Annotated in this window: 16 protein-coding genes; 3 read left to right on the plus strand and 13 right to left on the minus strand. The window is 73.3% G+C overall.

Annotated features, from left to right (window positions below; translation table 11 throughout):
* Position 1: 1 nt before the first annotated feature.
* The 13 genes from ACZ6ZI_RS19820 to ACZ6ZI_RS19880 form a co-directional block, all read right to left on the minus strand.
* A complete protein-coding gene (locus ACZ6ZI_RS19820) occupies positions 2–1,027 on the minus strand; it encodes an ADP-ribosylglycohydrolase family protein (RefSeq protein WP_469522362.1) in 1,026 nt (341 codons plus the stop codon).
* The gene (locus ACZ6ZI_RS19825; RefSeq protein ID WP_469522365.1) at positions 1,024–1,833 is read right to left on the minus strand and encodes an NUDIX hydrolase; all 810 of its coding nucleotides are present in this window, start codon (positions 1,831–1,833) and stop codon (positions 1,024–1,026) included. Before ACZ6ZI_RS19825 ends, ACZ6ZI_RS19820 begins: the two co-directional genes overlap by 4 nt.
* Complete coding sequence (locus ACZ6ZI_RS19830) at positions 1,797–2,894, minus strand: AAA family ATPase (protein WP_469522368.1); 1,098 nt, start codon at positions 2,892–2,894, stop codon at positions 1,797–1,799. The genes ACZ6ZI_RS19825 and ACZ6ZI_RS19830 overlap by 37 nt, the downstream gene beginning before the upstream one ends.
* Positions 2,891–3,502, minus strand: a complete 612-nt coding sequence (pnuC, locus tag ACZ6ZI_RS19835; protein ID WP_469522371.1) for a nicotinamide riboside transporter PnuC — start codon at positions 3,500–3,502, stop codon at positions 2,891–2,893. The genes ACZ6ZI_RS19830 and pnuC overlap by 4 nt, the downstream gene beginning before the upstream one ends.
* A gap of 121 nt (positions 3,503–3,623) precedes the next feature.
* Positions 3,624–4,922: a pseudouridine synthase gene (locus ACZ6ZI_RS19840; protein ID WP_469522373.1), complete on the minus strand. Its 1,299-nt coding sequence runs from the start codon at positions 4,920–4,922 to the stop codon at positions 3,624–3,626.
* Complete coding sequence (gene scpB / locus ACZ6ZI_RS19845; protein ID WP_469522375.1) at positions 4,922–5,542, minus strand: SMC-Scp complex subunit ScpB; 621 nt, start codon at positions 5,540–5,542, stop codon at positions 4,922–4,924. The genes ACZ6ZI_RS19840 and scpB overlap by 1 nt, the downstream gene beginning before the upstream one ends.
* Entirely contained in the window at positions 5,539–6,663 is a 1,125-nt protein-coding gene (locus ACZ6ZI_RS19850; RefSeq protein ID WP_469522380.1) for a segregation and condensation protein A, read from the minus strand. The genes scpB and ACZ6ZI_RS19850 overlap by 4 nt, the downstream gene beginning before the upstream one ends.
* Positions 6,664–6,830: 167 nt before the next feature.
* Positions 6,831–7,340, minus strand: a complete 510-nt coding sequence (locus ACZ6ZI_RS19855; protein WP_469522382.1) for a hypothetical protein — start codon at positions 7,338–7,340, stop codon at positions 6,831–6,833.
* Positions 7,325–8,485 (minus strand): ParA family protein, encoded by a 1,161-nt coding sequence (locus ACZ6ZI_RS19860; RefSeq protein WP_469522385.1) that lies wholly within the window; start codon positions 8,483–8,485, stop codon positions 7,325–7,327. The genes ACZ6ZI_RS19855 and ACZ6ZI_RS19860 overlap by 16 nt, the downstream gene beginning before the upstream one ends.
* Positions 8,486–8,811: 326 nt before the next feature.
* On the minus strand, positions 8,812–9,927 hold the full coding sequence (ald, locus tag ACZ6ZI_RS19865; RefSeq protein ID WP_363056704.1) for an alanine dehydrogenase: 1,116 nt from the start codon (positions 9,925–9,927) through the stop codon (positions 8,812–8,814).
* Between the two features lie 153 nt (positions 9,928–10,080).
* Positions 10,081–12,099, minus strand: a complete 2,019-nt coding sequence (locus tag ACZ6ZI_RS19870; RefSeq protein ID WP_469522390.1) for a tetratricopeptide repeat protein — start codon at positions 12,097–12,099, stop codon at positions 10,081–10,083.
* 287 nt (positions 12,100–12,386) lie between these two features.
* Positions 12,387–13,025 carry an NUDIX domain-containing protein gene (locus ACZ6ZI_RS19875; RefSeq protein ID WP_469522392.1) on the minus strand — a complete coding sequence of 213 codons (639 nt, stop codon included), beginning with the start codon at positions 13,023–13,025 and terminating at the stop codon, positions 12,387–12,389.
* Positions 13,026–13,110: 85 nt separating this feature from the next.
* A complete protein-coding gene (locus ACZ6ZI_RS19880; protein ID WP_469522394.1) occupies positions 13,111–14,763 on the minus strand; it encodes a CTP synthase in 1,653 nt (550 codons plus the stop codon).
* A gap of 449 nt (positions 14,764–15,212) precedes the next feature.
* Here ACZ6ZI_RS19880 and ACZ6ZI_RS19885 point away from each other — a divergent pair, with 449 nt between their 5' ends.
* The 3 genes from ACZ6ZI_RS19885 to ACZ6ZI_RS19895 all read left to right on the plus strand — a co-directional run bounded on the left by ACZ6ZI_RS19885 (position 15,213) and on the right by ACZ6ZI_RS19895 (position 20,174).
* Positions 15,213–17,042: a glycoside hydrolase family 15 protein gene (locus tag ACZ6ZI_RS19885; RefSeq protein WP_469522396.1), complete on the plus strand. Its 1,830-nt coding sequence runs from the start codon at positions 15,213–15,215 to the stop codon at positions 17,040–17,042.
* A gap of 68 nt (positions 17,043–17,110) precedes the next feature.
* The gene (locus tag ACZ6ZI_RS19890) at positions 17,111–18,493 is read left to right on the plus strand and encodes an FAD-binding protein (protein WP_469522398.1); all 1,383 of its coding nucleotides are present in this window, start codon (positions 17,111–17,113) and stop codon (positions 18,491–18,493) included.
* Between the two features lie 58 nt (positions 18,494–18,551).
* Entirely contained in the window at positions 18,552–20,174 is a 1,623-nt protein-coding gene (locus tag ACZ6ZI_RS19895) for a PucR family transcriptional regulator (protein ID WP_469522400.1), read from the plus strand.
* Positions 20,175–20,641 lie beyond the last annotated feature (467 nt).

Below are 20,641 nucleotides of genomic sequence, written 5' to 3' on the forward strand. Positions count from 1 at the left end.
GTCAGACCACGGCGTCCCACAGGGCGCCGAAGGAGAGGAGCTCCTCGCGGTATTCGATGCGGCCCTCCCAGTCGCGGGGCCAGACGTCGGCGCCGAGGTGGGCGCCCGCGAAGGCGCCGGCGAGGCAGGCGATCGAGTCGGAGTCCCCGGCCGTGCAGGCGGCGCGGCGCAGGGCGAGGAGGGGCTCGTCCGGGAAGAGCAGGAAGCACTGGAGGGCGGTGGCGAGGGCCTCCTCGGCGATCCAGCCCTCGCCCGTCGTCAGGCAGGGGTCGGTCTCCGGGGACGGGTCGCGCAGGGCCGCGGCGAGCCGGTCGAGGACCCCGAGGCATTCGTCCCAGCCCCGGGCCATGAAGGAGGTCTCGGTGGCGTCGGAGGCCGTGCGCTGCCACAGGTCGCCGAGCCAGGTCTCGTGGTAGCGGGTGCGGTTCTCCAGGGCGTACGAGCGCAGCTGTCCGACCAGGCCGGTCACCTCGGTGCCGCGGGCCAGCAGGTACACGGCCCGGGCGGTGAGGTCGGAGGCGGCGAGGGCGGTGGGGTGGCCGTGGGTCAGGGCCGCCTGGAGTTGGGCGGCGCCCGCGCGTTCGGTCTCGGTCCAGCCGGGGACGAGGCCGACGGGGACGACCCGCATGTTGGCGCCGCAGCCCTTGGAGCCGATGCGGCTGGCGTCGCGCCAGTCGAGTTCGGGCCGGTCCAGCAGGGAGCAGGCCTGGAGGCAGGTGTTGCCGGGGGCGCGGTTGTTCTCCGGGGAGTGGTACCAGTCGACGAACTCCTCGCGGACCGGGCGGGCCAGGCGCAGCGGGGCGATCGGGCCGCGTTCCCCGGCGGTGCGTATGCCGCGCGCGAGGGCGAGGGTCATCTGGGTGTCGTCGGTGACGATCGCCGGGCGCGGCAGCCTCATCTCCCGCCAGGGTCCGGTCTTGGCGAGGATCGAGGGGACGTCGTTGAACTCCGTCGGGAAGCCGAGGGCGTCACCCAGGGCCAGGCCGAGGAGGGCGCCCGTCGCCGGCCGTTTGGCGGTCGTGGTCATCTCGTGGGTCCTTCCGTGGAGCGGGGGGTGCGGAGCGTGGGGCGCAGCAGGGGCGGGTGCAGGGTGGTCGCCGGCCCGGCCCGGTGGAGCGCGGCGGGTTTGCCCCGGCCGCCGGTGAGGCGGGCGGCGCCGGGCACGGCCTCGACGAACCCGGGGGTGGCGAGGACCTTGCGGCGGAAGTTGGGGCGGTCCAGGGCGGTGTCCCAGACGGTCTCGTAGACGGCCTGGAGCTCGCCGAGGGTGAATTCGGGCGGGCAGAAGGCGGTGGCCAGGCAGGTGTACTCCAGCTTGGCGCCGACCCGCTGCCGGGCGTCGGCCAGGATCGCCGCGTGGTCGAAGGCGAGCGGTCCCGTCCCCGCGACGGGAACCCACCGGGCCCGGTCGGCGTCCCCGCCGCCGTCGCGGGCGGGTTCGGGCATGTCGGGGACGAGTGCGGTGAAGGCGACGGACACCACCCGCATCCGGGGGTCGCGGTCCGGTTCGCTGTAGGTGCGCAGCTGCTCCAGGTGCAGGGAGCCGACGAGTTCGGGCGGCAGGCCGGTCTCCTCGGCCAGTTCGCGGCGGGCCGCGGTCTCGGCGGACTCCCGGGGCAGGACGAAGCCGCCGGGCAGCGCCCAGGCGCCGGCGTACGGGGCCTGGGCGCGCCGGATCAGCAGGACGTGCAGGGCTGCCGCGCGGACGGTGAGGACGGCGAGGTCGACGGTCACCGCGAACGGCGCGAAGGCGGACGGGTCGTAGCCCGGCGGGGGCCCGCTCGCGGGCGCGGCGTTCACCGGCGCTCCGGCAGCGGGGCGGCGAAGTGCCATCCCTCGGCGAGGAGGCCGTCGACGGCCGCGACGGCCGTCTCCAGGCGGGTCCGTCGGTCGCCGGTGAGGACGAGGTGGCGCCGGTCGGTCTCGGCGAGCCGCTCGCGGAACCGTCGGGTCATCCAGGGTCTGAGCCCGGGGGCGTCGCGCAGGCCGTCGTCCTCGAAGGGGACGTCGGCGTCGTCGGTCAGCAGGTAGAGGTCGCGGCGGGTCGCTTCGGCGATCTCCTCGACCTCGCGCCGGCGGCCGCCCAGGTAGCGCTCGTGCCAGACGCCGGTGGCGAAGGAGTCGGTGTCGCAGAACAGCACGGGTGAGCCGGTGCGGGCGGCCCGCTCCTCGTCCTCGTCCTGGCGGCGGGCGATCGTGGTGAACTCCGCGGAGGTGAAGGAGACGTCGCTCCAGGAGGCCGTCGGGTCGGCCGCGCGGGCCGCGGCGAGCTTCTCCTCGGAGTGGCGGCGCCCGTACTCGGCGACCCACCCGGTCTTCGCCCAGACGCCGCCCCGGCCGCGGTAGTGGGCGGCGAGGTCGCGCGAGAGGGTGGTGGTGCCGGTGGACTCGGCGCCGAGTACGACGACCCGCCGGGTCAGGGCGGCGCGGACGGCGGGCCCGAGGAACTCCCAGCAGGCGATCGGGTCGGCGCGGACGGCCGTGCCGGACACGGGGAACAGTTCGCGGGCGGGGTCCACGCAGACCTCGGCGGCGCCGAAGCGGCGGGCGAGTTCGCCGCCGTACTCCTCGGAGGTGAAGACGGCGTCGACGCGTCGGCCCACGGCCGCCCTGAAGATCTCCATGTGGGCCTCCCAGATCTCGGGGTCGTGGAGGTCGACGGGGATGTCGTCGACCGCGCCGACCACCCGCGCCCCGGGGTGCGCCTCGCGCATCCAGGCGACCCGTTCGGCGAGGGGGACGGACTCCACGGAGGCGGCGCACACCAGCACGGTGAGCCGCTCGCACTGGTCCTGGGCGGTGCGCACCAGGTGGTGGTGGCCGGCGTGCGGCGGGTAGAACTTGCCGAGCACCAGCCCGTGGCCGTGGCGCCGGCCCCGGTCCGGGGCGCTCACGCGGTCACCGCCGGGCTGTCGGTCCGGGCCGCCCCGGCCGGGAGCGTACGCCGCCAGCCGACGAGGCCGGCGACGCACAGGGCGAGGAAGCCGACGTAGAGGACGGCGGTGAGGTGGAGGCCCTTGGAGACGTACAGCGGGATGTAGACGAGGTCGGCGGCGATCCACAGCCACCAGGACTCCAGGAGCTTGCGGCACTGCCCGTAGGTGGCGGTCAGGGAGAGTCCGGTGGTGAGCGCGTCCCAGAAGGGGACGGTGGAGTCGCTGACGCGGTCCAGCAGGAGGGTGAGGGCGGCGACCCCCACCGCCCCCGCCACGAGCAGCCAGGCCCATTCGGTGCGCGTGGTGCGCCGCACCGGCAGGGCTCCGGTGGTTCCCGGTCCACCCCCGTGGGTCCAGGACCACCAGCCGTACGCGGCGAGGGCGATGAAGACGATCTGCAGACCGGCGTCGGCGTACAGGCCGGCCTGGGTGAACAGCACGATGAAGAAGATGTTGTTGGCGATGCCGATCGGCCAGTTCGCGAGGTGCTGCCGGGCCACCAGCCAGACGCACACCGCGCCGGTGGCGAAGCCGAGGACCTCGGTCCAGCTCGTACTCCAGCCCATGTGGACCTCCCCGCCCTTTAATAGTCAACCTGACTATAAACACGGGAGCGGGTCCCGGACAAGCGAAAAGCCCGCGACGCCTGTGGCGTCGCGGGCTCTTCCGCTCGATGGGGCCGGGTGACTACAGGCCGACCTCGCGCATGAGCATGCCGACCTCGGTGTTGGTCAGGCGGCGCAGCCAGCCGGACTTCTGGTCACCGAGCTCGATGGGACCGAAGGAGGTCCGCACCAGCTTCTCGACGGGGAAGCCGGCCTCGGCCAGCATCCGGCGCACGATGTGCTTGCGGCCCTCGTGGAGGGTCACCTCGACCAGGTAGTTCTTGCCGACCTGGTCCACGACGCGGAAGTGGTCGGCGCGCGCCCAACCGTCCTCCAGCTCGATGCCGTCCTTCAGGCGCTTGCCGATGTCGCGCGGCAGGGAGCCCGTGATGGCGGCGACGTAGGTCTTCTTCACGCCGTACTTCGGGTGCGTGAGGCGGTGGGCCAGCTCACCGTGGTTGGTGAGGAGGATGATGCCCTCCGTCTCGGTGTCGAGGCGGCCGACGTGGAAGAGGCGGGTCTCGCGGTTGGTGACGTAGTCGCCCAGGCACTGGCGGCCGTCCGGGTCCTCCATGGTCGAGACGACGCCGGCCGGCTTGTTCAGCGCGAAGAACAGGTACGACTGGGTGGCGACGGTCAGACCGTCCACCTTGATCTCGTCCTTGGGCTGCACGCGCTTGCCCTGCGACAGCACGATCTCGCCGTTGACCTCGACCCGGGCCTGCTCGATGAGCTCCTCGCACGCGCGCCGCGAACCCATGCCGGCGCGGGCGAGGACCTTCTGGAGGCGTTCGCCCTCCTCCTCCGCGCCCGGGAAGGTCTTCGGGGTCTTGATCACGGGCTTGTCGGTGTACCGGTCGCGCACGCGCTCCTCGATGCGCGCGTCCAGCTCGCGGGGGCGGGACTGGCCGCTGCGGCTGCCCGGACCGCTGCGCGGGCCGCCCGCGCCGCCGATGCCGGGGGTCCTGGAGGTCTTGGGGCCGCCCTTGGCGCCACCGCGCGCGGCCGCGCCGCGGGCGCCGCCACCGCCGGCCTTGGGGCCGCTGCGGCCGCTGCGCTCGCCCTCGGGGCCGACGTCGTACAGACGCTCCTCGGGACGGGGCTTGCGGATGCGCGGCGCCGGACGGTCCCGGTCACGGTCGCGGTCGGAGCCGCCGCCCTGGTAGCCGCCCCCGCCCTGGTAACCCCCGCGGGAGCCGCCGCCGCTGCCGCTGCCCCCGCGGGAACCACCGCCGGAGCCGCTGCCGCCGCGGGAACCACCGCCGGAGCCGCCGCGGTAGCCGCCGCCGGAGGAGGAGGCGCCGCGGGAGTTGCCCCGTCCGCCGCCACCGCCGCCGCTGTTCCTGTTGCCGCCACCGTTGCCGTTGCCGCTGCTTCGCATCAAAGTTCCGTCGTCTTGTCGTCGTCTACGTCAGTGTCCGGTGAGTCCGGATCGAACGACGGCACACCTTCTTGCGTCTCGGCTTCGATCGCGTCCGCCTCGGGGAGGAAGGGCGCGAGCTCCGGGAGCTCGTCCAGGCCGCGCAGGCCCATCCGCTCCAGAAAGTAGTTCGTCGTCCTGTACAGGATCGCACCTGTTTCGGGTTCCGTGCCCGCCTCGGCGACCAGACCGCGCTGGAGGAGGGTCCGCACGACCCCGTCGCAGTTGACCCCGCGCACCGCCGAGAGCCGCGATCGGCTCACCGGCTGGCGGTACGCGACGACCGCCAGGGTCTCCAGGGCCGCCTGGGTGAGACGGGCCTGCCGGCCGTCCAGGACGAATGCCTCGACGGCCGCCGCGTACGCGGGGCGGGTGTAGAAGCGCCAGCCGCCGGCGACCTGGCGCAGCTCGAAGCCGCGGCCCTGGGCGGTGTACTCGTCGGCCAGCTCGGCCAGCGCCCCGGCGACCTCGCGCGGCGCGCGTTCCAACACCTGGGCGAGGTGGTCCACCGTCGCCGGCTCGTCGACGACCATCAGGACGGCCTCCAGCGCGCCCTTGAGGGTCGGCTCCCCTGTCGTCATTCGCTCGCCTCCACGACCTGGTCGAACTCGTCGGTGATCTTCGGCATCCCGTCGCCGTCCCCGCCGCTCCAGCGCACCGTGAGCGTCCCCAGCGCCTCCTCCTGGTCCAGGGCCACCGCCTTCTCCCGGTAGAGCTCCAGGAGGGCCAGGAAGCGGGCGACGACCGTCAGGGTGTCCGGGGCGTCCTCGACGAGCTCCTCGAAGCGGGCCTCGCCCCGGGCCTTGAGCAGCCGTACGACGAGACCGGCCTGCTCCCGCACGCTGACGAGCGGGGCGTGGATGTGGTCGACGTAGACCTGCGGCTGCGCCTTGGGTTGCAGGGCGCGGGCGGCGAGGCGGGCGAAGGCCTCGGGGCCGAGGCCGAGGATCACCTCGGGCAGCAGTGCGGCGTGGTGCGGATCCAGGCCGACGGTGCGGGGCCGGCGGCGCCCCTCGTCCTCGGCCCGGGCCTCGAAGATCGCGGCGACCTGCTTGTACGCCCGGTACTGGAGCAGGCGGGCGAAGAGCAGGTCCCGGGCCTCCAGCAGGGCGAGGTCGGCCTCGTCCTCGACCTCGGCGGCGGGCAGCAGCCGGGCGGCCTTCAGGTCGAGGAGCGTGGCGGCGACGACCAGGAACTCGGTGGTCTGGTCGAGGTCCCAGTCGGGGCCCATGGCCCGGATGTGGGCCATGAACTCGTCGGTCACCTTGGACAGGGCCACCTCGGTCACGTCGAGCCGGTGCCGGGAGATGAGCTGGAGCAGGAGGTCGAAGGGGCCCTCGAAGTTGTCCAGCCGCAACGTGAACCGCCCGTCGCCGACCCCGGGACCCGAGGCATCCCCGGCGCGCGCCGCCGCAGCCTCCGCCGTCGCCGGCCGCGGCGCGGCCTCCACGACGGGCGCCGGTGCGGGAATCGCCTCGGGGCGGGCCGCCGGAGCCGCCTCGGGCGTCGTCACCGGTCGCACCGGATCCGGGAGAGCCGCCCCGGGGGGCCCTGTGGCCGCCTGTGGCTCCGCAGCCGCCTCGCGGGGCTCTTCCTCCACCGCCGTGCCCGACGGCCCCACAGGGCCCCGTACCGCCGCTCCCGGGCCGCGCCCCAGGCTCCGGCGGACCGGTCGGGGGGCTGCGTCGTCGTTCGGGGGCATCGGGGTCCAGGGTGGTGCGGGGGCGGCTGCGCGGCCCGTCGGGGCCCGCGGGGCGCCGACCGGCGCCCGGGACGCAGCCTAGGGCGTGCCGTTCGGATCAGGTCGGATCGGCGGGCCCGACATGGTCCGGGGCACGGCCCGCGGGGCGTCCCGCCGATCGGACCGGATCAGCGGCCGCGCAGGCGGCGGACCAGGATGCTCGCGTCGCCGCGGGACTCCAGGTCCGCGAGGACCACCGCGACCGCCTCGCGGACGATGCGGCCCCGGTCGACCGCGAGACCGTGCTCCCCGCGCAGGACGAGCCGGGCGTGTTCGAGGTCCATGAGTTCCTCGGCGGAGACGTAGACCGTGATCTTCTCGTCGTGCCGCTCGCGCCCGCTGGGCCTCCGGTTGGCGCCCCGGCCCTGCCCCTTGGCGGAACGGGGCGCGGTGCCCCCGGCGCCGGTGGCAGAACCTTCCTGCGCCCTGCGCTGCGGGCCCACGCCGGGATCGCCCGCCTCCCGGACCCGACCGTCGCCCGTGGTCCTGGCCGTGCCGTCCGCCGGGCCCGCCGCGTGCTCCGCACCGCCGGCCGGCGCCTCGTCGCCGCCCCGCCGGGGCGAGGACGACTGGAGGGCCGTCCCCCCGGTCGTACGGAACAGTTCGTCGGCTCCGGGCAGACTCACTCGGCGGGACACCGGGCGAGCACCTCCCTGGCCAGCTGGCGGTAGGCGGCGGCACCGACGGAGTTGGAGGCGTACGTGGTGATCGGCTCGCCGGCGACCGTGGTCTCCGGGAAGCGGACCGTGCGCCCGATGACCGTGTGGTAGACGTGGTCGTCGAAGGCCTCGACGACGCGCGCCAGCACCTCGCGGCTGTGCACCGTACGGGAGTCGTACATCGTGGCGAGGATGCCGTCGAGCTCCAACTCCGGGTTGAGCCGCTCCTGCACCTTCTCGATGGTCTCGGTCAGCAGCGCCACGCCGCGCAGGGCGAAGAACTCGCATTCCAGGGGCACGATGACCTTGTGAGCGGCCGTCAGGGCGTTCACGGTCAGCAGGCCCAGCGAGGGCTGACAGTCGATCACGATGTAGTCGTAGTCGGCCATCAGGGGCTTCAGGGCCCGCTGGAGCGTCGACTCGCGCGCGACCTCGCTGACCAACTGCACCTCTGCGGCGGACAGGTCGATGTTGCTCGGCAGCAGGTCCATGTTGGGGACCGCTGTCTTGAGCAGCACCTCGTCGGCCGACATGCCCCGCTCCATGAGCAGGTTGTAGACCGTCAGGTCGAGTTCCATCGGGTTGACCCCGAGGCCCACGGACAGGGCGCCCTGGGGGTCGAAGTCGACGAGCAGCACGCGGCGCCCGTACTCGGCGAGTGCGGCGCCCAGGTTGATGGTCGACGTGGTCTTGCCCACGCCGCCCTTCTGGTTGCACATCGCGATGATCTTCGCCGGACCGTGATCGGTCAGCGGACCCGGGATCGGGAAGTACGGCAGCGGGCGTCCGGTCGGGCCGATCCGCTCACGGCGCTGGCGGGCAGCGTCGGGGGCGAGGGTGGCCGCGTACTCGGGGTCCGGTTCGTACTCCGCGTCCGGGTCGTAGAAGTGCCCTTCGGGCAGGTTTTCGTAGTCGGCGAAACCCGTGGGCGTATCGCCGCTCGGGTCGCCGGCCCTGGAGTTCACGTCTAGGCCGTCCATGCTCTTTTGGGGCGTCGTCATGTGCTGGTGGTTTGCGAAGGTGCGGACTGCGACGGAGCCGACGGCTTCGAGCCCGGCGGGTCCTTGACCTCGCTCAGGCGTCCCTGCTCGACCACCTCCAGGAGCAAATGTCGACTCATTCACAAGTCGTCTTACCTCCTCGGACGTGACCAGGACACTTATCGATAGGTCAGCGTTGCACCATGCCGACGGTTGGCGACTCTATGGCGTGTCACCGTCCAGCGGCAACACAATCCACCGGACCCGGCACGATGTGTCGGCAAGCGAACACCACTCTGTCAAGGGCGTCCGAGCCGTCACCGCGAAGTTTCGCGGGTGTGCGAAAGGGTTAAAGGGTTACGTTCGAGGCGAGTTGAGCCGGGTCGACGGCCGGCCCGCGAACGCGGCCGGCCGGACCTTGCGGGCAAGGTCCGGCCGGATACGTGAGATTGACGTCAATCGTTGACGGTTCAGCCGAGGAGGGTGCTCAGCTCCAGGGTGGCGAGGCCGTGGGCCTCGGCGACCGGACCGTAAACGACCTGGCCGTCATGGGTGTTGAGGCCCAGCGCCAGGGCCGGGTCGCGACGCAGCGCCTCGACCCAGCCGAGGTTCGCGAGCTGCACGATGTAGGGCAGGGTCGCGTTGGTGAGCGCGTAGGTGGAGGTGTTCGGCACCGCGCCCGGCATGTTGGCGACGCAGTAGAAGACCGAGTTGTGGACCTGGAAGGTCGGCTCGGCGTGGGTGGTCGGACGGGAGTCCTCGAAGCAGCCGCCCTGGTCGATCGCAATGTCGACAAGGACACTTCCGGGCTTCATCTTGGCGACGAGCTCGTTGGTGACCAGCTTCGGGGCCTTCGCACCCGGAATCAGCACCGCGCCGATGACGAGGTCGGCCTCGATGACCGCCTTCTCCAGCTCGTAGGCGTTGGAGACGATCGTCTTGATCTTCGTGCCGAAGATCTTGTCGGCCTCGCGGAGCTTGTTGATGTCGCGGTCGAGCAGGGTCACGTGGAAGCCCATGCCGATGGCGATCTGCGCGGCGTTCCAGCCGGAGACGCCGCCGCCGATGACCACGCACTCGCCGGCGTGGGTGCCGGGGACGCCGCCGGGCAGGACGCCGCGGCCGCCGGCCGAGCGCATCAGGTGGTAGGCGCCGACCTGGGGGGCCAGGCGGCCCGCGACCTCGGACATCGGGGCGAGCAGCGGCAGCGCGCGGTTGGCGAGCTCGACCGTCTCGTACGCGATGGCGGTGGTGCCGGACTCCAGGAGGGCGTCCGTGCACTCGCGGGAGGCCGCGAGGTGCAGGTAGGTGAAGAGGGTCTGGTCCTTGCGGAGGCGGTGGTACTCCTCCGCGATCGGCTCCTTGACCTTGAGCAGCAGGTCCGCGGTGGCCCAGACCTCGTCGGCGGTGCCGAGGATCTCGGCGCCGGCGGCGACGTACTCGGCGTCCGTGATCGAGGAGCCCACACCGGCGTTCTGCTCGACGAAGACCTGGTGGCCGTTTCGGACCAGCTCATGCACGCCGGCGGGCGTGATGGCGACCCGGAACTCGTTGTTCTTGACCTCGCGGGGGATGCCGACCTTCATCGTCGATCACGGTCCTTGACTCAGGGGGAAAAACGGGGGCACTTCCATACATACCCGCCCACAAGAACGCGCAACGGGATGCACCACGGGATGCCGCGGTGAACCCAGTCTAATGAAGGATGACTCGCTGTCTAGCCTTGCAAACGAATAATCTCAGTCGGAAGTACTACGGATTTCGCAGGCTGCGGGGTCGTCTCCCAGCAATCTGTCGGCTGCGGACCGGTGCAGCCTCGCAGCCGCCGGATCCCCGAGCCGGTCCAACGTGTCGGCGAGGCGGACCTGGAGCGCGGCCTGAAGCCGCAGGTCGCCGGCCCTGCGCGCCAGCTCGATCGCCTCCCGGCAGGTGTGCAGGGATTCCTCGGGCCGCCCGGCGTACTCCTGGACCCGGGCCATCTCGCTCAACGCCTTGGCCTGTCCCGGGACATCGGCGAGCTTGCGGTACCCCGCGGCGGCCGCGCGCCAGGCGCGCAGCGCCTCGCCGTAGCGGCCCGCGTAGGTGTGCACGTTGCCCAGCCGGCCGTAGAGGCGGGCCTCGTCGGCGCGCTCCCCGCGCGCCAGCGCGTGCGACAGCGCCCGCCCGAACCAGTCGGAGGCCCGGGGCCAGTCCGCCAGCTCCTGGTAGGCACCGCCTACGGATTCCATCGCGCGGCCCGTCGCGTAAGGGTCCCGGGCCGCCTTCCCCGCGACCAGCGCCGCCCGGTAGCGCTCCAGCGCCTCACGGGTCCGCCCGGTCGCGGCGTCCAGGTCGGCCAGGTTCAGCAGTGCGGCGGCCTGCTCGCGGGGCAGGTCGCGCCGCTCGGCCACGTCGAGGACGAGCCGGTGCAGCCCGTAGAGCTCCGGGGCGGCGGCCTCGGTGCCGCGGTGCGCGGCCAGGGCCCGGACCAGGGCCGCGACCAGCCGGCGGGCCAGGGTGTCCAGCCCGCCGTCGGCCACGGCCAGCGTGGCGGCGCCGGTCAGCGCGGGCAGTCGGGTGTCGAGCCAGGTGGCGGCGGCCCGCCGGTCGGGGAAGCGCAGGGCGCGCGGCAGGCCGTCCAGCTTCTCGGGCCCGCCGATGCCCGGGTCCTCGTCGGTCTCCGCCATGGCCCGGCAGGAGGTCAGCAGGCGTACCGTGCGCTCCAGCATCCTGGCCCGGGCGAGCTCGACCTCGGCGGGCCGCTCCTTGGTCTCCAGCAGGCTCTGGAGCAGCGGCGCGAGGCAGCCCGGCAGCAGGAACATGCCGTCGTGGGCGTGCCGGACGAGGCCCAGCCCCGCGAAGTCCTCCAGGGTGGACTGCGCGGCGGCCACCGAGCAGCCCGCGAGGGCCGAGGCGGTGTGCGAGTCGAGGATCCCGGCGGGGGCCAGCGGCAGCAGCCTCAGGGTGCGCTGGGCCGGCTGCGGCAGGGACTCGTAGACGAGCCGGAAGGCGCGGCCGAGGGGGCCGTGGACGCCGGAGGGCATGTCGTGGAGCTGCTTGGCGACGTCGGCGACGGCGGCCTTGGGGTGCGCCGCGAGCCAGCCGCCGGCGAGCGCGAGCGCGGCGGGCGCTCCCCCGCAGGCCTCGGCGAGTCCCTCGGCGGCGCGCGGGTCGACGGTGACGCGGGTGTCGCCGATGAGGCGGCCGAGCAGGGCCACGGCGGAGGGGGTGTCCAGTCCGCCGAGGGTGCACGGGCGGACGTCCGGGATCCCGGTGAGCGGGCCCTCCGCGGTGACGACGACCAGGCATTCGGGGGTGTCCGGGAGCAGCGCGTCGACCTGGTACGGGTCGGCGGCGTCGTCGACGAGCAGGATGACGCGCCGCCCCGCCACGGCCTCGCGCAGCGCGGCGCTCAGGTCGTCCTCGGCGGCCCCCGGCGGGGTCGGTCGGCCGAGCCCCTCCAGGAGGGTGCGCACGGCCCGGTCGGTGGGGAGGGTGTCGCCACCGGGGGCGGTCAGCCGTACCCGGACGAGCCCGTCGGGGTACTCGTCGGCGACCTCGCGCACCAGCGCCTCGGCCAGGGCGGTGCGTCCGGAGCCGGGTCGGCCCGCGATGAGCAGCACCCGGGCCCGGGGCGCCTTGGCCTTGCGGCCCGAAAGGGTGTCGAGCCCGGTCCGTGCGATGTCCTCGCGCAGCTCCTTGAGCTCACGCCGCCGCCCGACGAAATCCGTCACGGATCCGCTCCTCTCCCTGCCTCCGGGTTGCCGAGCGTAGTTCACGCAGAGCGACGGCCCGTGTGGAGCGTGGCGGACAGATCCCCCGATCGGATCAGCAGATGGTCACCTTTTCACCCGAAGGTCCCCCGGAAGCCCTCCGGAAGGCGTCCGGAAGCCCTCCGGAGGTGTCCCGCACACCCTCCGGGCACCGCCCGGACGCCCCCGGCCGGTCCGCGCCGCCGCGGCCCGCGGGGGCCGGTCCCGGAGGTTGTGCGCGGGCCCCGGTGCCCGTCGTCGAACCCCGTCGCCGCCCGGAGGTCCGGGGCGGCCTGGGCGTTCGACGGCGGGCCCTACGAGGCCTCGTAGGGGCGGGCCGGCCAGGGCGCGAGGGCCGGCCGCAGCGCGTCCGGACCACCGTCGCGCGTCAGCGCCGCCTTCAGGGCCAGGACGCCGACCACCAGCGCGGCGTTGCCCAGCTCGCCCGCCAGGGCCCCGTCCACCAGCTCGTCCAGGGCCACCCAGGCCACCTCCATGTCGGCCTCCTCGGAGTCGGTCTCCCCGTACCGCTCCCCCTCGGCCTCCGACACGCCGCGCGCGAGGAACACCCGGACCGCCTCGTCCGAGCCGCCCGGGGAGGGGTGGAAGTCGACGAGCACCCGCCAGTCGTCGGCCGCGAGGTGCGCCTCCTCGTACAGCTCGCGCCGCGCCGCCTCCAGCGGGTTCTCCCCCGGCACGTCCAGCAGCCCGGCGGGCAGCTCCCACAGCCGGCGCCGCACCGGGTGGCGGTACTGGCTCAGCACCAGGACCCGGCCCGCCTCCTCGTCCAGGGCGACCACGCACACCGAACCGGGGTGGACCTGGTAGTCCCGGCGGGCCACCGAGCCGTCCGGCATCCGCACCTCGTCGGAGTCGACGGCGGTCTTGGCGCCCTGGAAGGGCCGCCGGGTCGACAGCGTCTCCCAGGACTCCGACGTATCGCTGATCCCCATGAACCGTGCCCTCCACAACGCGCGACAGCCGGGGTACGGATCTTCCGTACCCCGGCTGCCTACGTTATGCGCTCAGGCGCTCACGTCACTTCGCGGACTGCTGACGCTCCACGGCGGCCTTGACCAGACCGGCGAAGAGGGGGTGCGGCCGCGTCGGGCGGGAGCGGAGCTCCGGGTGGGCCTGGGTGGCCACCAGGTAGGGGTGGACCTCGCGCGGGTACTCGACGTACTCGACGAGCTTGTTGTCCGGGGAGGTGCCCGAGAAGACCAGGCCGGCCTTCTTCTCCAGCTCGGAGCGGTAGGCGTTGTTGACCTCGTAGCGGTGGCGGTGACGCTCGTCCACGTACGCCTGGTCCCCGTACACCTCGCGCACGATCGAACCCTCGGCGAGCTTGGCCGGGTACATGCCCAGACGCATGGTGCCGCCCAGGTCGCCCGCGCCCTCGACGAAGGCCAGCTGCTCCTCCATCGTGGAGATCACCGGGTTGGCGGTGGAGGCGTCGAACTCGGTGGAGTTCGCGTCCTCGATGCCCGCCAGGCTGCGCGCGGCCTCGATGACCACGCACTGCAGGCCCAGGCACAGGCCGAGCAGCGGGATCCGGTTCTCGCGGGCGTAGGTGATCGCGCCGACCTTGCCGTTCACGCCGCGGTCACCGAACCCGCCGGGCACGCAGATCGCGTCGACGTCGGACAGCTGCGCCGCGGCACCGGCCGGGGTCTTGCAGTCGTCGGAGGTGACCCACTTGATCTGCACGCGCGCCTTGTTGGCGAAACCGCCGGCGCGCAGCGCCTCGGTCACCGAAAGGTAGGCGTCGGGCAGGTCGATGTACTTGCCGACGAGCGCGACCTTGACCTCGTGGTCGGGGTTGTGGACCCGGTCCAGCAGGTCCTCCCACACCGTCCAGTCGACGTCGCGGAACGGCAGGTCGAGCTTGCGCACGACGTAGGCGTCGAGGCCCTCGGTGTGCAGCACCTTGGGGATGTCGTAGATCGACTTGGCGTCGATGGCCGCGACCACGGCCGCCTCGTCGACGTCGCACATCAGCGAGATCTTGCGCTTGATGGAGGTGGGGACGTCGCGGTCGGCGCGCAGCACGATGGCGTCGGGCTGGATGCCGATGTTGCGCAGGGCGGCGACGGAGTGCTGGGTCGGCTTGGTCTTCAGCTCGCCCGAGGGGCCGATGTAGGGCAGCAGCGAGATGTGCACGACGAAGACGTTGTCGCGGCCGACCTCGTGGCGGACCTGGCGGACGGTCTCCAGGAACGGCAGCGACTCGATGTCGCCGACCGTGCCGCCGACCTCGGTGATGACGACGTCAACGTCCTCGGTCGCCATGCGGCGGATGCGGTGCTTGATCTCGTTGGTGATGTGCGGGATGACCTGCACGGTGTCACCGAGGTACTCGCCGCGGCGCTCCTTGGCGATGACCGTGTTGTAGACCTGGCCGGTCGTCACGTTCGCCGAGCCGTCGAGGTCGACGTCGAGGAAGCGCTCGTAGTGGCCGATGTCCAGGTCGGTCTCGGCGCCGTCGTTGGTGACGAACACCTCGCCGTGCTGGAACGGGTTCATCGTGCCGGGGTCGACGTTCAGGTACGGGTCGAGCTTCTGCATCGTGACCCGCAGGCCGCGCGCCTTCAGCAGCGCACCCAGGCTGGAGGCCGTCAGCCCCTTGCCGAGGGACGAAGCGACACCCCCGGTGACGAAGATGTGCTTGGTCGTCATGGATTTGGGCGGCATCGCCAAGAGGGGGCTCCCGTGGTCGCGAGGTGAGGTGCGTCCGGCGCCGTTCCGCGGAGATCCGGAGGGGTCTCAGGGGGCGCCGAAGCTGCGGTTTCGGGGCTCCTGATTCGCACAGGCAGACCACCGGTCCACGGGGTACCAGCCTATCAGCGCCCGGGACGGTCCGCCTCCGGGCGCGCGGCGCGGCACGCTTCCCGGGGGCCTCGGACCCGCCCCGACGAGGGCGTTCTCCCAGGTCACCCGTTCAGCCGAGTCACATTGTCCCAGGACTTAAGGAGATCACTAGGGTGCCGTCATACCCTGCTCGGATACCGCTGCACATCGCCGCCGAGCAGTCCGGCAAACGGCGTAACCTCGCCCGTTCCGGCAATCTAGGACTCGACGCGGGGATCCCTGCGCACAGGAGACCGCGCGACAGCGCATTGCAAGCGCCCTACGGGGCGGACGTGGCCGTTCGACTGGAGAGCAACGTGTCCGGGCGCATCGAGGATTACGCACTGATCGGGGACATGCAGACCGCGGCGCTGGTCTGCCGGGACGGGGCGGTGGACTGGCTCTGCCTGCCACGCTTCGACTCCCATGCCGTCTTCGCGAGCCTTCTGGGCACCGAGGAACACGGGTTCTGGCGCATCGGCCCGGCCTTCGCTCCCGGTACGGAGGCCCCGCGGGCCGCGCGCAGGCGCTACCGCGGCGATTCGCTGGTGCTGGAGTCGGAGTGGGACACCCCGCGGGGGACCGTCCGCGTCATCGACTTCATGCCACCCCGCGAGGACCACGCACCGCAGCTGATCCGCATCGTGGAGGGCGTCAGCGGACGCGTCCCGATGCGCTCGGCCCTGCGCATGCGTTTCAGCTACGGACGGATCGTGCCGTGGGTGCACAAGGTCGACGGGCGCACCGTGGCCGTCGCCGGCCCCGACTCGGTGTGGCTGGACACCCGCGCGCAGACCTACGGCAAGGACCTGACGACGTACTCGGACTTCACCGTCGCCCCCGGTGACCGGGTCGCCTTCGCCATCAGCTGGCAGCCCTCCCACAAGGGCGCCCCCGAGTGCCCCGACGCCGAGGCGGCCCTGGAGGCCACCTCGGAGTTCTGGCGGGAGTGGGTCGACCACTGCACGTACCACGGGCCCTACCGGGAGGCGGTGGTCCGTTCCCTGATCACCCTCAAGGCCCTCACGTACGCCCCCACGGGCGGGATCGTCGCCGCCCCCACCACCTCTCTCCCTGAGGAGATCGGCGGGGTCCGCAACTGGGACTACCGCTACACGTGGCTGCGCGACGCCGCCATCACCCTCTCCTCGCTGCTGCGCACGGGCTACCGCGAGGAGGCCTCCGCCTGGCGGGACTGGCTGCTGCGGGCCGTGGCCGGCGACCCGGAGAACCTCCAGATCATGTACGGGATCGCGGGCGAGCGCGAGCTCGGCGAGACCGAACTGGACTGGCTCCCCGGCTACGAGAACTCCGGCCCCGTGCGCGTGGGCAACGGCGCCGCGCACCAGCTCCAGCTCGACGTGTACGGCGAGGTCACCGAGGCCCTGCACCTGGGCCACATGACCGGCCTGGCCCGCAACGACTACGCCTCGCTGCTCCAGCTCAAGCTGATCCGCTACCTGGAGACGCACTGGATGGAGCCCGACGAGGGCATCTGGGAGGTCCGCGGTCCGCGCCGGCACTTCGTGCACTCGAAGGTCATGGCGTGGGTGGCCGTGGACCGCACGATCAAGCTGATCGAGAGCGGCGACGCGGACGGCCCGCTGGAGCGCTGGCGGCGACTGCGCGACGAGATCCACGCCGACGTCTGCGAGAAGGGCTACGACAAGGACCGCAACACCTTCACGCAGTCCTACGGCTCCCGGGAGCTGGACGCCTCGCTGCTGCTGATCCCGCAGATGGGCTTCCTGCCCCCCGACGACAAGCGGGTCATCGGCACGATCGAGGCGATCCAGCGGGAGCTGTCCACCCCGGACGGCTTCATCCTGCGCTACCCGACGGCCGGCGAGGAGGCGGGCGTGGACGGCCTGGAGGGCGACGAGGGCGCCTTCCTCGCGTGCTCGTTCTGGATGGCCGACGACCTCGCGATGATCGGCCGGGTCGACGAGGCCCGCCGGCTCTTCGAGAAGCTGCTCTCGCTCCGCAACGACCTGGGGCTCCTCGCCGAGGAGTGGGACCCCAAGCTCCAGCGGCAGGTCGGCAACTTCCCGCAGGCCTTCAGCCACGTCCCGCTCATCGACACGGCGCTGCGGCTGACGGCCAGCGGGGCCTACGGCGGCTGACGCGCGACCCGTTCCGTGCCCGCCTACGCTGGAGGGGTCCCAGCCCCTCTCGCGAAAGGGGGGTGGCCATGGCGCCCCTCTCGAAGGCGGGTACGGCGCTCGTCGAACTCCGTGAGGACCTCTCCGGAGCGGTGTTCGCCCCGGGCGACCCCGGGTACGACGAGTCCCGGGTCCGCTTCAACGCGCTGATCGACCGCAGGCCCGCCGTGATCGCCGAGTGCGCGGACCCGCAGGACGTGGTCACCGCCGTCCGTTTCGCCCGGGGGCTCGACCTGCCGATCGCGGTCCGCGGCGGCGGGCACAGTGTCGCCGGCATGTCCGTCAACGACGGCGGGCTGGTCGTCGACCTGCGCCGGATGAACGAGGTGACGGTCCATCCGGCCGCGCGGGCCGTCCACGTCGGCGGCGGCGCGACGATGAGCCACCTCGACCGGGCCTGCCAACCGTACGACCTGGCCACCACCGGCGGCCGGGCCTCGACCACCGGCGTCGGCGGCTTCGTCCTGGGCGGGGGCACCGGCTGGCTCGACCGGAAGTTCGGGCTGGCCGTCGACAACCTGCTGGGCGTCGACCTGGTCACCGCCGACGGCGAACTCCTGCACGCGAACGCCGAGGACAACCCCGAACTGTTCTGGGGGCTGCACGGCGGCGGCGGCAACTTCGGGATCGCGACCTCCCTGACCCTGCGGCTGCACGAGCTGCCGCACATGTCGATCGCCATGCTCCTGTACGCGCCGGAGCGCGGGCCCGAGGCGGTCCGCGCCTACCGGGACGTCATCGAGTCCGGGCCGCCCGAGGCGAGCGGCGCCGCGCTCTACCTGACCGCGCCGCCGGAGGAGTTCGTCCCCCCGCACCTGGTGGGCACGCTGCTGGCGGGCGTCCTGCTGACCTACGCGGGCCCCGAGGAGGAGATGCGCCGGCTCGCCGCGCCCGTGCTGGCCGTCCCGCACGAGGTGGAGATCGTCACGGCCATCCCGTACGCCGACCTCCAGTGCATGATCGACGACCCGCCGGGACTGCGGAACTACTGGTCCGCGGAGTACCTCACGGGCGCCCCCGACGAGCTCGTGGACGTCTTCTGCGCCCGCGCCGACTCCATGCCCGTACCCACCCATACGCAGCACCTCCTCTTCCCGCAGGGCGGCGCCATCGCCTCGGCCCCCGGCGACCACCCGATCGCGTTCCGCGACGCGCCCTGGGGCGTGCACCCCTTCGCGATCTGGGAGGACCCCGCCGATGACGAACGGGCCCGCCAGTGGGTCAAGGACGTCCGCGCCGACGTCCGCCCGTGGAGCACCGGCGCGATCTACCTCAACTTCACCGGGGACGAGGGCGCCGAGCGGGTCGTCGCCGGCCTCGGCGAGGAGCACATGCGGCGCCTCGGCGCGCTGAAGCGGCAGTACGACCCGGACAACGTGTTCCGCTTCAACCACAACATCACCCCGACCTGAGGCACGGACCACCCCCCGTGATGCGTCCGCGACCGTCCGGAAGGTAGCGTCCCGCGACATGGACAACCAGGGCGGGATCACGGTTCAACGGGCACTGGAGCTCCCGGGACTGCGCGGCGGCCTCCCGGAGGTGGTGGCCTGCGCCGACCGGCTCGGCCGCACCGTCCGCTGGGTGCACGCCGGCGAGGTCCCCAACATCGCCTCCCTCCTCAAGGGCGGCGAGCTGCTGCTCACCACCGGCCTGGGCCTGGGCACCCGCCCCGCCGAACAGCGGGCCTTCGTACGCCGCCTCGCGGACCGGGGCATCGCCGCCCTCGTCGTCGAACTCGGCCCCCGCTTCACCCGGCTCCCGGCCACGCTCGTCGAGACCGCGCGGGCGGCGGGCCTGCCGCTGGTGCAACTGCACCGCGAGGTCCCGTTCGTCACCGTCACCGAAGAGGTCCACACCGAGATCGTCAACGGCCACTACGCGCTGCTCCAGCGCGCGGAGGAGGTCCACCGGCGCTGCACGGAGGCCCTGTTGGGCGGCGGCGGGATCCCGCAGGTGCTGCGGATCCTCGCCGACTTCACCACCAACCCGGTGTTCCTGGAGACCCCCGACGGACAACTGCTGTACGCGGCCGGCCCGGCCGCCGGCGAGGCCGCCGCCGACCCGCTCCAGGTCTGGGAGGGCCTACGGGGCCAACGCGCCGCCGAACCCCCGGGGAACGCGGTGGTCGTCGACGTGCCCGGCGGCGGCCCCGGCACCGGATCCGTCCGCGCGCGCCTCGTCCTGCTGGGCGTCGGCAACCCGCTGCTGCCGGTGCACCGGATGGCGGCGGAGCGCACGGCCGGGGTGCTGGCCGTGGTGCTGATGCAGGCGCGCCAGGAGGACGAACTGGCCGCGCGCGGCCGGGGCGACTTCCTCACCGACCTGGCCGAGGGCCGCATCTCGGCGGAGGACGCCCCGGCGCAGGCCCGCGTCCTGGGCTTCCGGCCCGGGGCCGGACCGCTGCTGCCGATCGTGATGCGGCTGTCCACCGATCTCGGCGCGGCCGGCGGGTGGGCGGTGCTGGCCCGCGCCGTGCTGGAGGAGCTGTCCTCCGTCGGGGTGCCGGTCCTCCTCGGGGTCCGGCCCGTGGAGGGTCGGGTCCCGCTGCTGGTGTCGCTGCGCGCCGAATCCGAACGCACCGCCGTCGCCGACCGGGTCGCCGCCGCGCTGCGGGCCGGCGTCGAACGCGCCGGGCTGGACCGGGCCGGGGCCCCGCCGGCGGTGGTCGTCGGCGTCTCCGGGAGCTGGGCGGCGGCCTCGGCGGGGCTGCGGCACGCGGCCGAGACCGCCACCGCCGCCCACGGCCTGCCGGCCCGGCCCTGGTACGACGCCCGCCGCCTGGACATCGACCTGCTGCTGTGGCGGCTGCGGGAACACCCTGACCTGGCGGCGTTCGTCGACCGGGCGATCGGGGCGCTGCGCGTGCACGACGCGCACTCGCGGCCGCCGTTGCTCCCGACGCTGGAGACGTACCTGGCGCACGCGGGCCGCAAGGCGGAGACGGCCCGCGAGCTCCACCTCAACCGCCAGACCCTGTACAACCGCCTGGCCCGCATCTCGGAACTCCTGGGCACGGACCTGGACGACCCCGAGACGGTCCTCTCCCTCAGCCTCGCCCTCCGCGCCCGCCGCCACGCCCAACCCTCCTGACGCACCGCGCCGTGCCGTGCCGTGCCGTGCCTCCTGGACGCGCCGCTCGCACCACTCGGCCGTGGCCGACCTCTCGGGCTTCGCATCGCCGCGCCGGGCTGTGCCTCCTGGACGCACCGCTCGCACCACTCGGCCGCAGCCGGCCTCCCGGGCATCGCGCCGCCGCGCCGGGCCGTGCCTCCTCCACGCGCCGCTCGCACCACTCGGCCGCAGCCGGCCTCCCGGGCATCGCGCCGCCGCGCCGGACTCCGTCCGGCGGCCACCGGACGGGGTACGCGGTCCGGGCCGCGGCAGGTCGTCCTGTTCCCGCCGCGCGGCGCTCGTCCCCTACCCGCCCTTCCACCGTTCCCGCCTCGAACGCCGGCGCGGCTGCCGACCATCCCGTGACCGGCCCGGCGAAGCCACCGCGCCGGCACTCGCAGCGCGGGGTCCGGGGCGGACCCCCGCAGCACCACCGGCGCTCGACA

The organism is Streptomyces sp. NPDC103540, from assembly GCF_055584445.1.

Bases quoted from the DNA above. Each gene is read 5' to 3' on its own strand.
- ACZ6ZI_RS19820 (WP_469522362.1), bottom strand. From the start codon at position 1,027: ATGACCACGACCGCCAAACGGCCGGCGACGGGCGCCCTCCTCGGCCTG.
- ACZ6ZI_RS19825 (WP_469522365.1), bottom strand. From the start codon at position 1,833: ATGGCACTTCGCCGCCCCGCTGCCGGAGCGCCGGTGAACGCCGCGCCC.
- pnuC (WP_469522371.1), bottom strand. From the start codon at position 3,502: ATGGGCTGGAGTACGAGCTGGACCGAGGTCCTCGGCTTCGCCACCGGC.
- ACZ6ZI_RS19840 (WP_469522373.1), bottom strand. From the start codon at position 4,922: ATGCGAAGCAGCGGCAACGGCAACGGTGGCGGCAACAGGAACAGCGGC.
- scpB (WP_469522375.1), bottom strand. From the start codon at position 5,542: ATGACGACAGGGGAGCCGACCCTCAAGGGCGCGCTGGAGGCCGTCCTG.
- ACZ6ZI_RS19850 (WP_469522380.1), bottom strand. From the start codon at position 6,663: ATGCCCCCGAACGACGACGCAGCCCCCCGACCGGTCCGCCGGAGCCTG.
- ald (WP_363056704.1), bottom strand. From the start codon at position 9,927: ATGAAGGTCGGCATCCCCCGCGAGGTCAAGAACAACGAGTTCCGGGTC.
- ACZ6ZI_RS19875 (WP_469522392.1), bottom strand. From the start codon at position 13,025: ATGGGGATCAGCGATACGTCGGAGTCCTGGGAGACGCTGTCGACCCGG.
- ACZ6ZI_RS19880 (WP_469522394.1), bottom strand. From the start codon at position 14,763: ATGCCGCCCAAATCCATGACGACCAAGCACATCTTCGTCACCGGGGGT.
- ACZ6ZI_RS19890 (WP_469522398.1), top strand. From the start codon at position 17,111: ATGGCGCCCCTCTCGAAGGCGGGTACGGCGCTCGTCGAACTCCGTGAG.
- ACZ6ZI_RS19895 (WP_469522400.1), top strand. From the start codon at position 18,552: ATGGACAACCAGGGCGGGATCACGGTTCAACGGGCACTGGAGCTCCCG.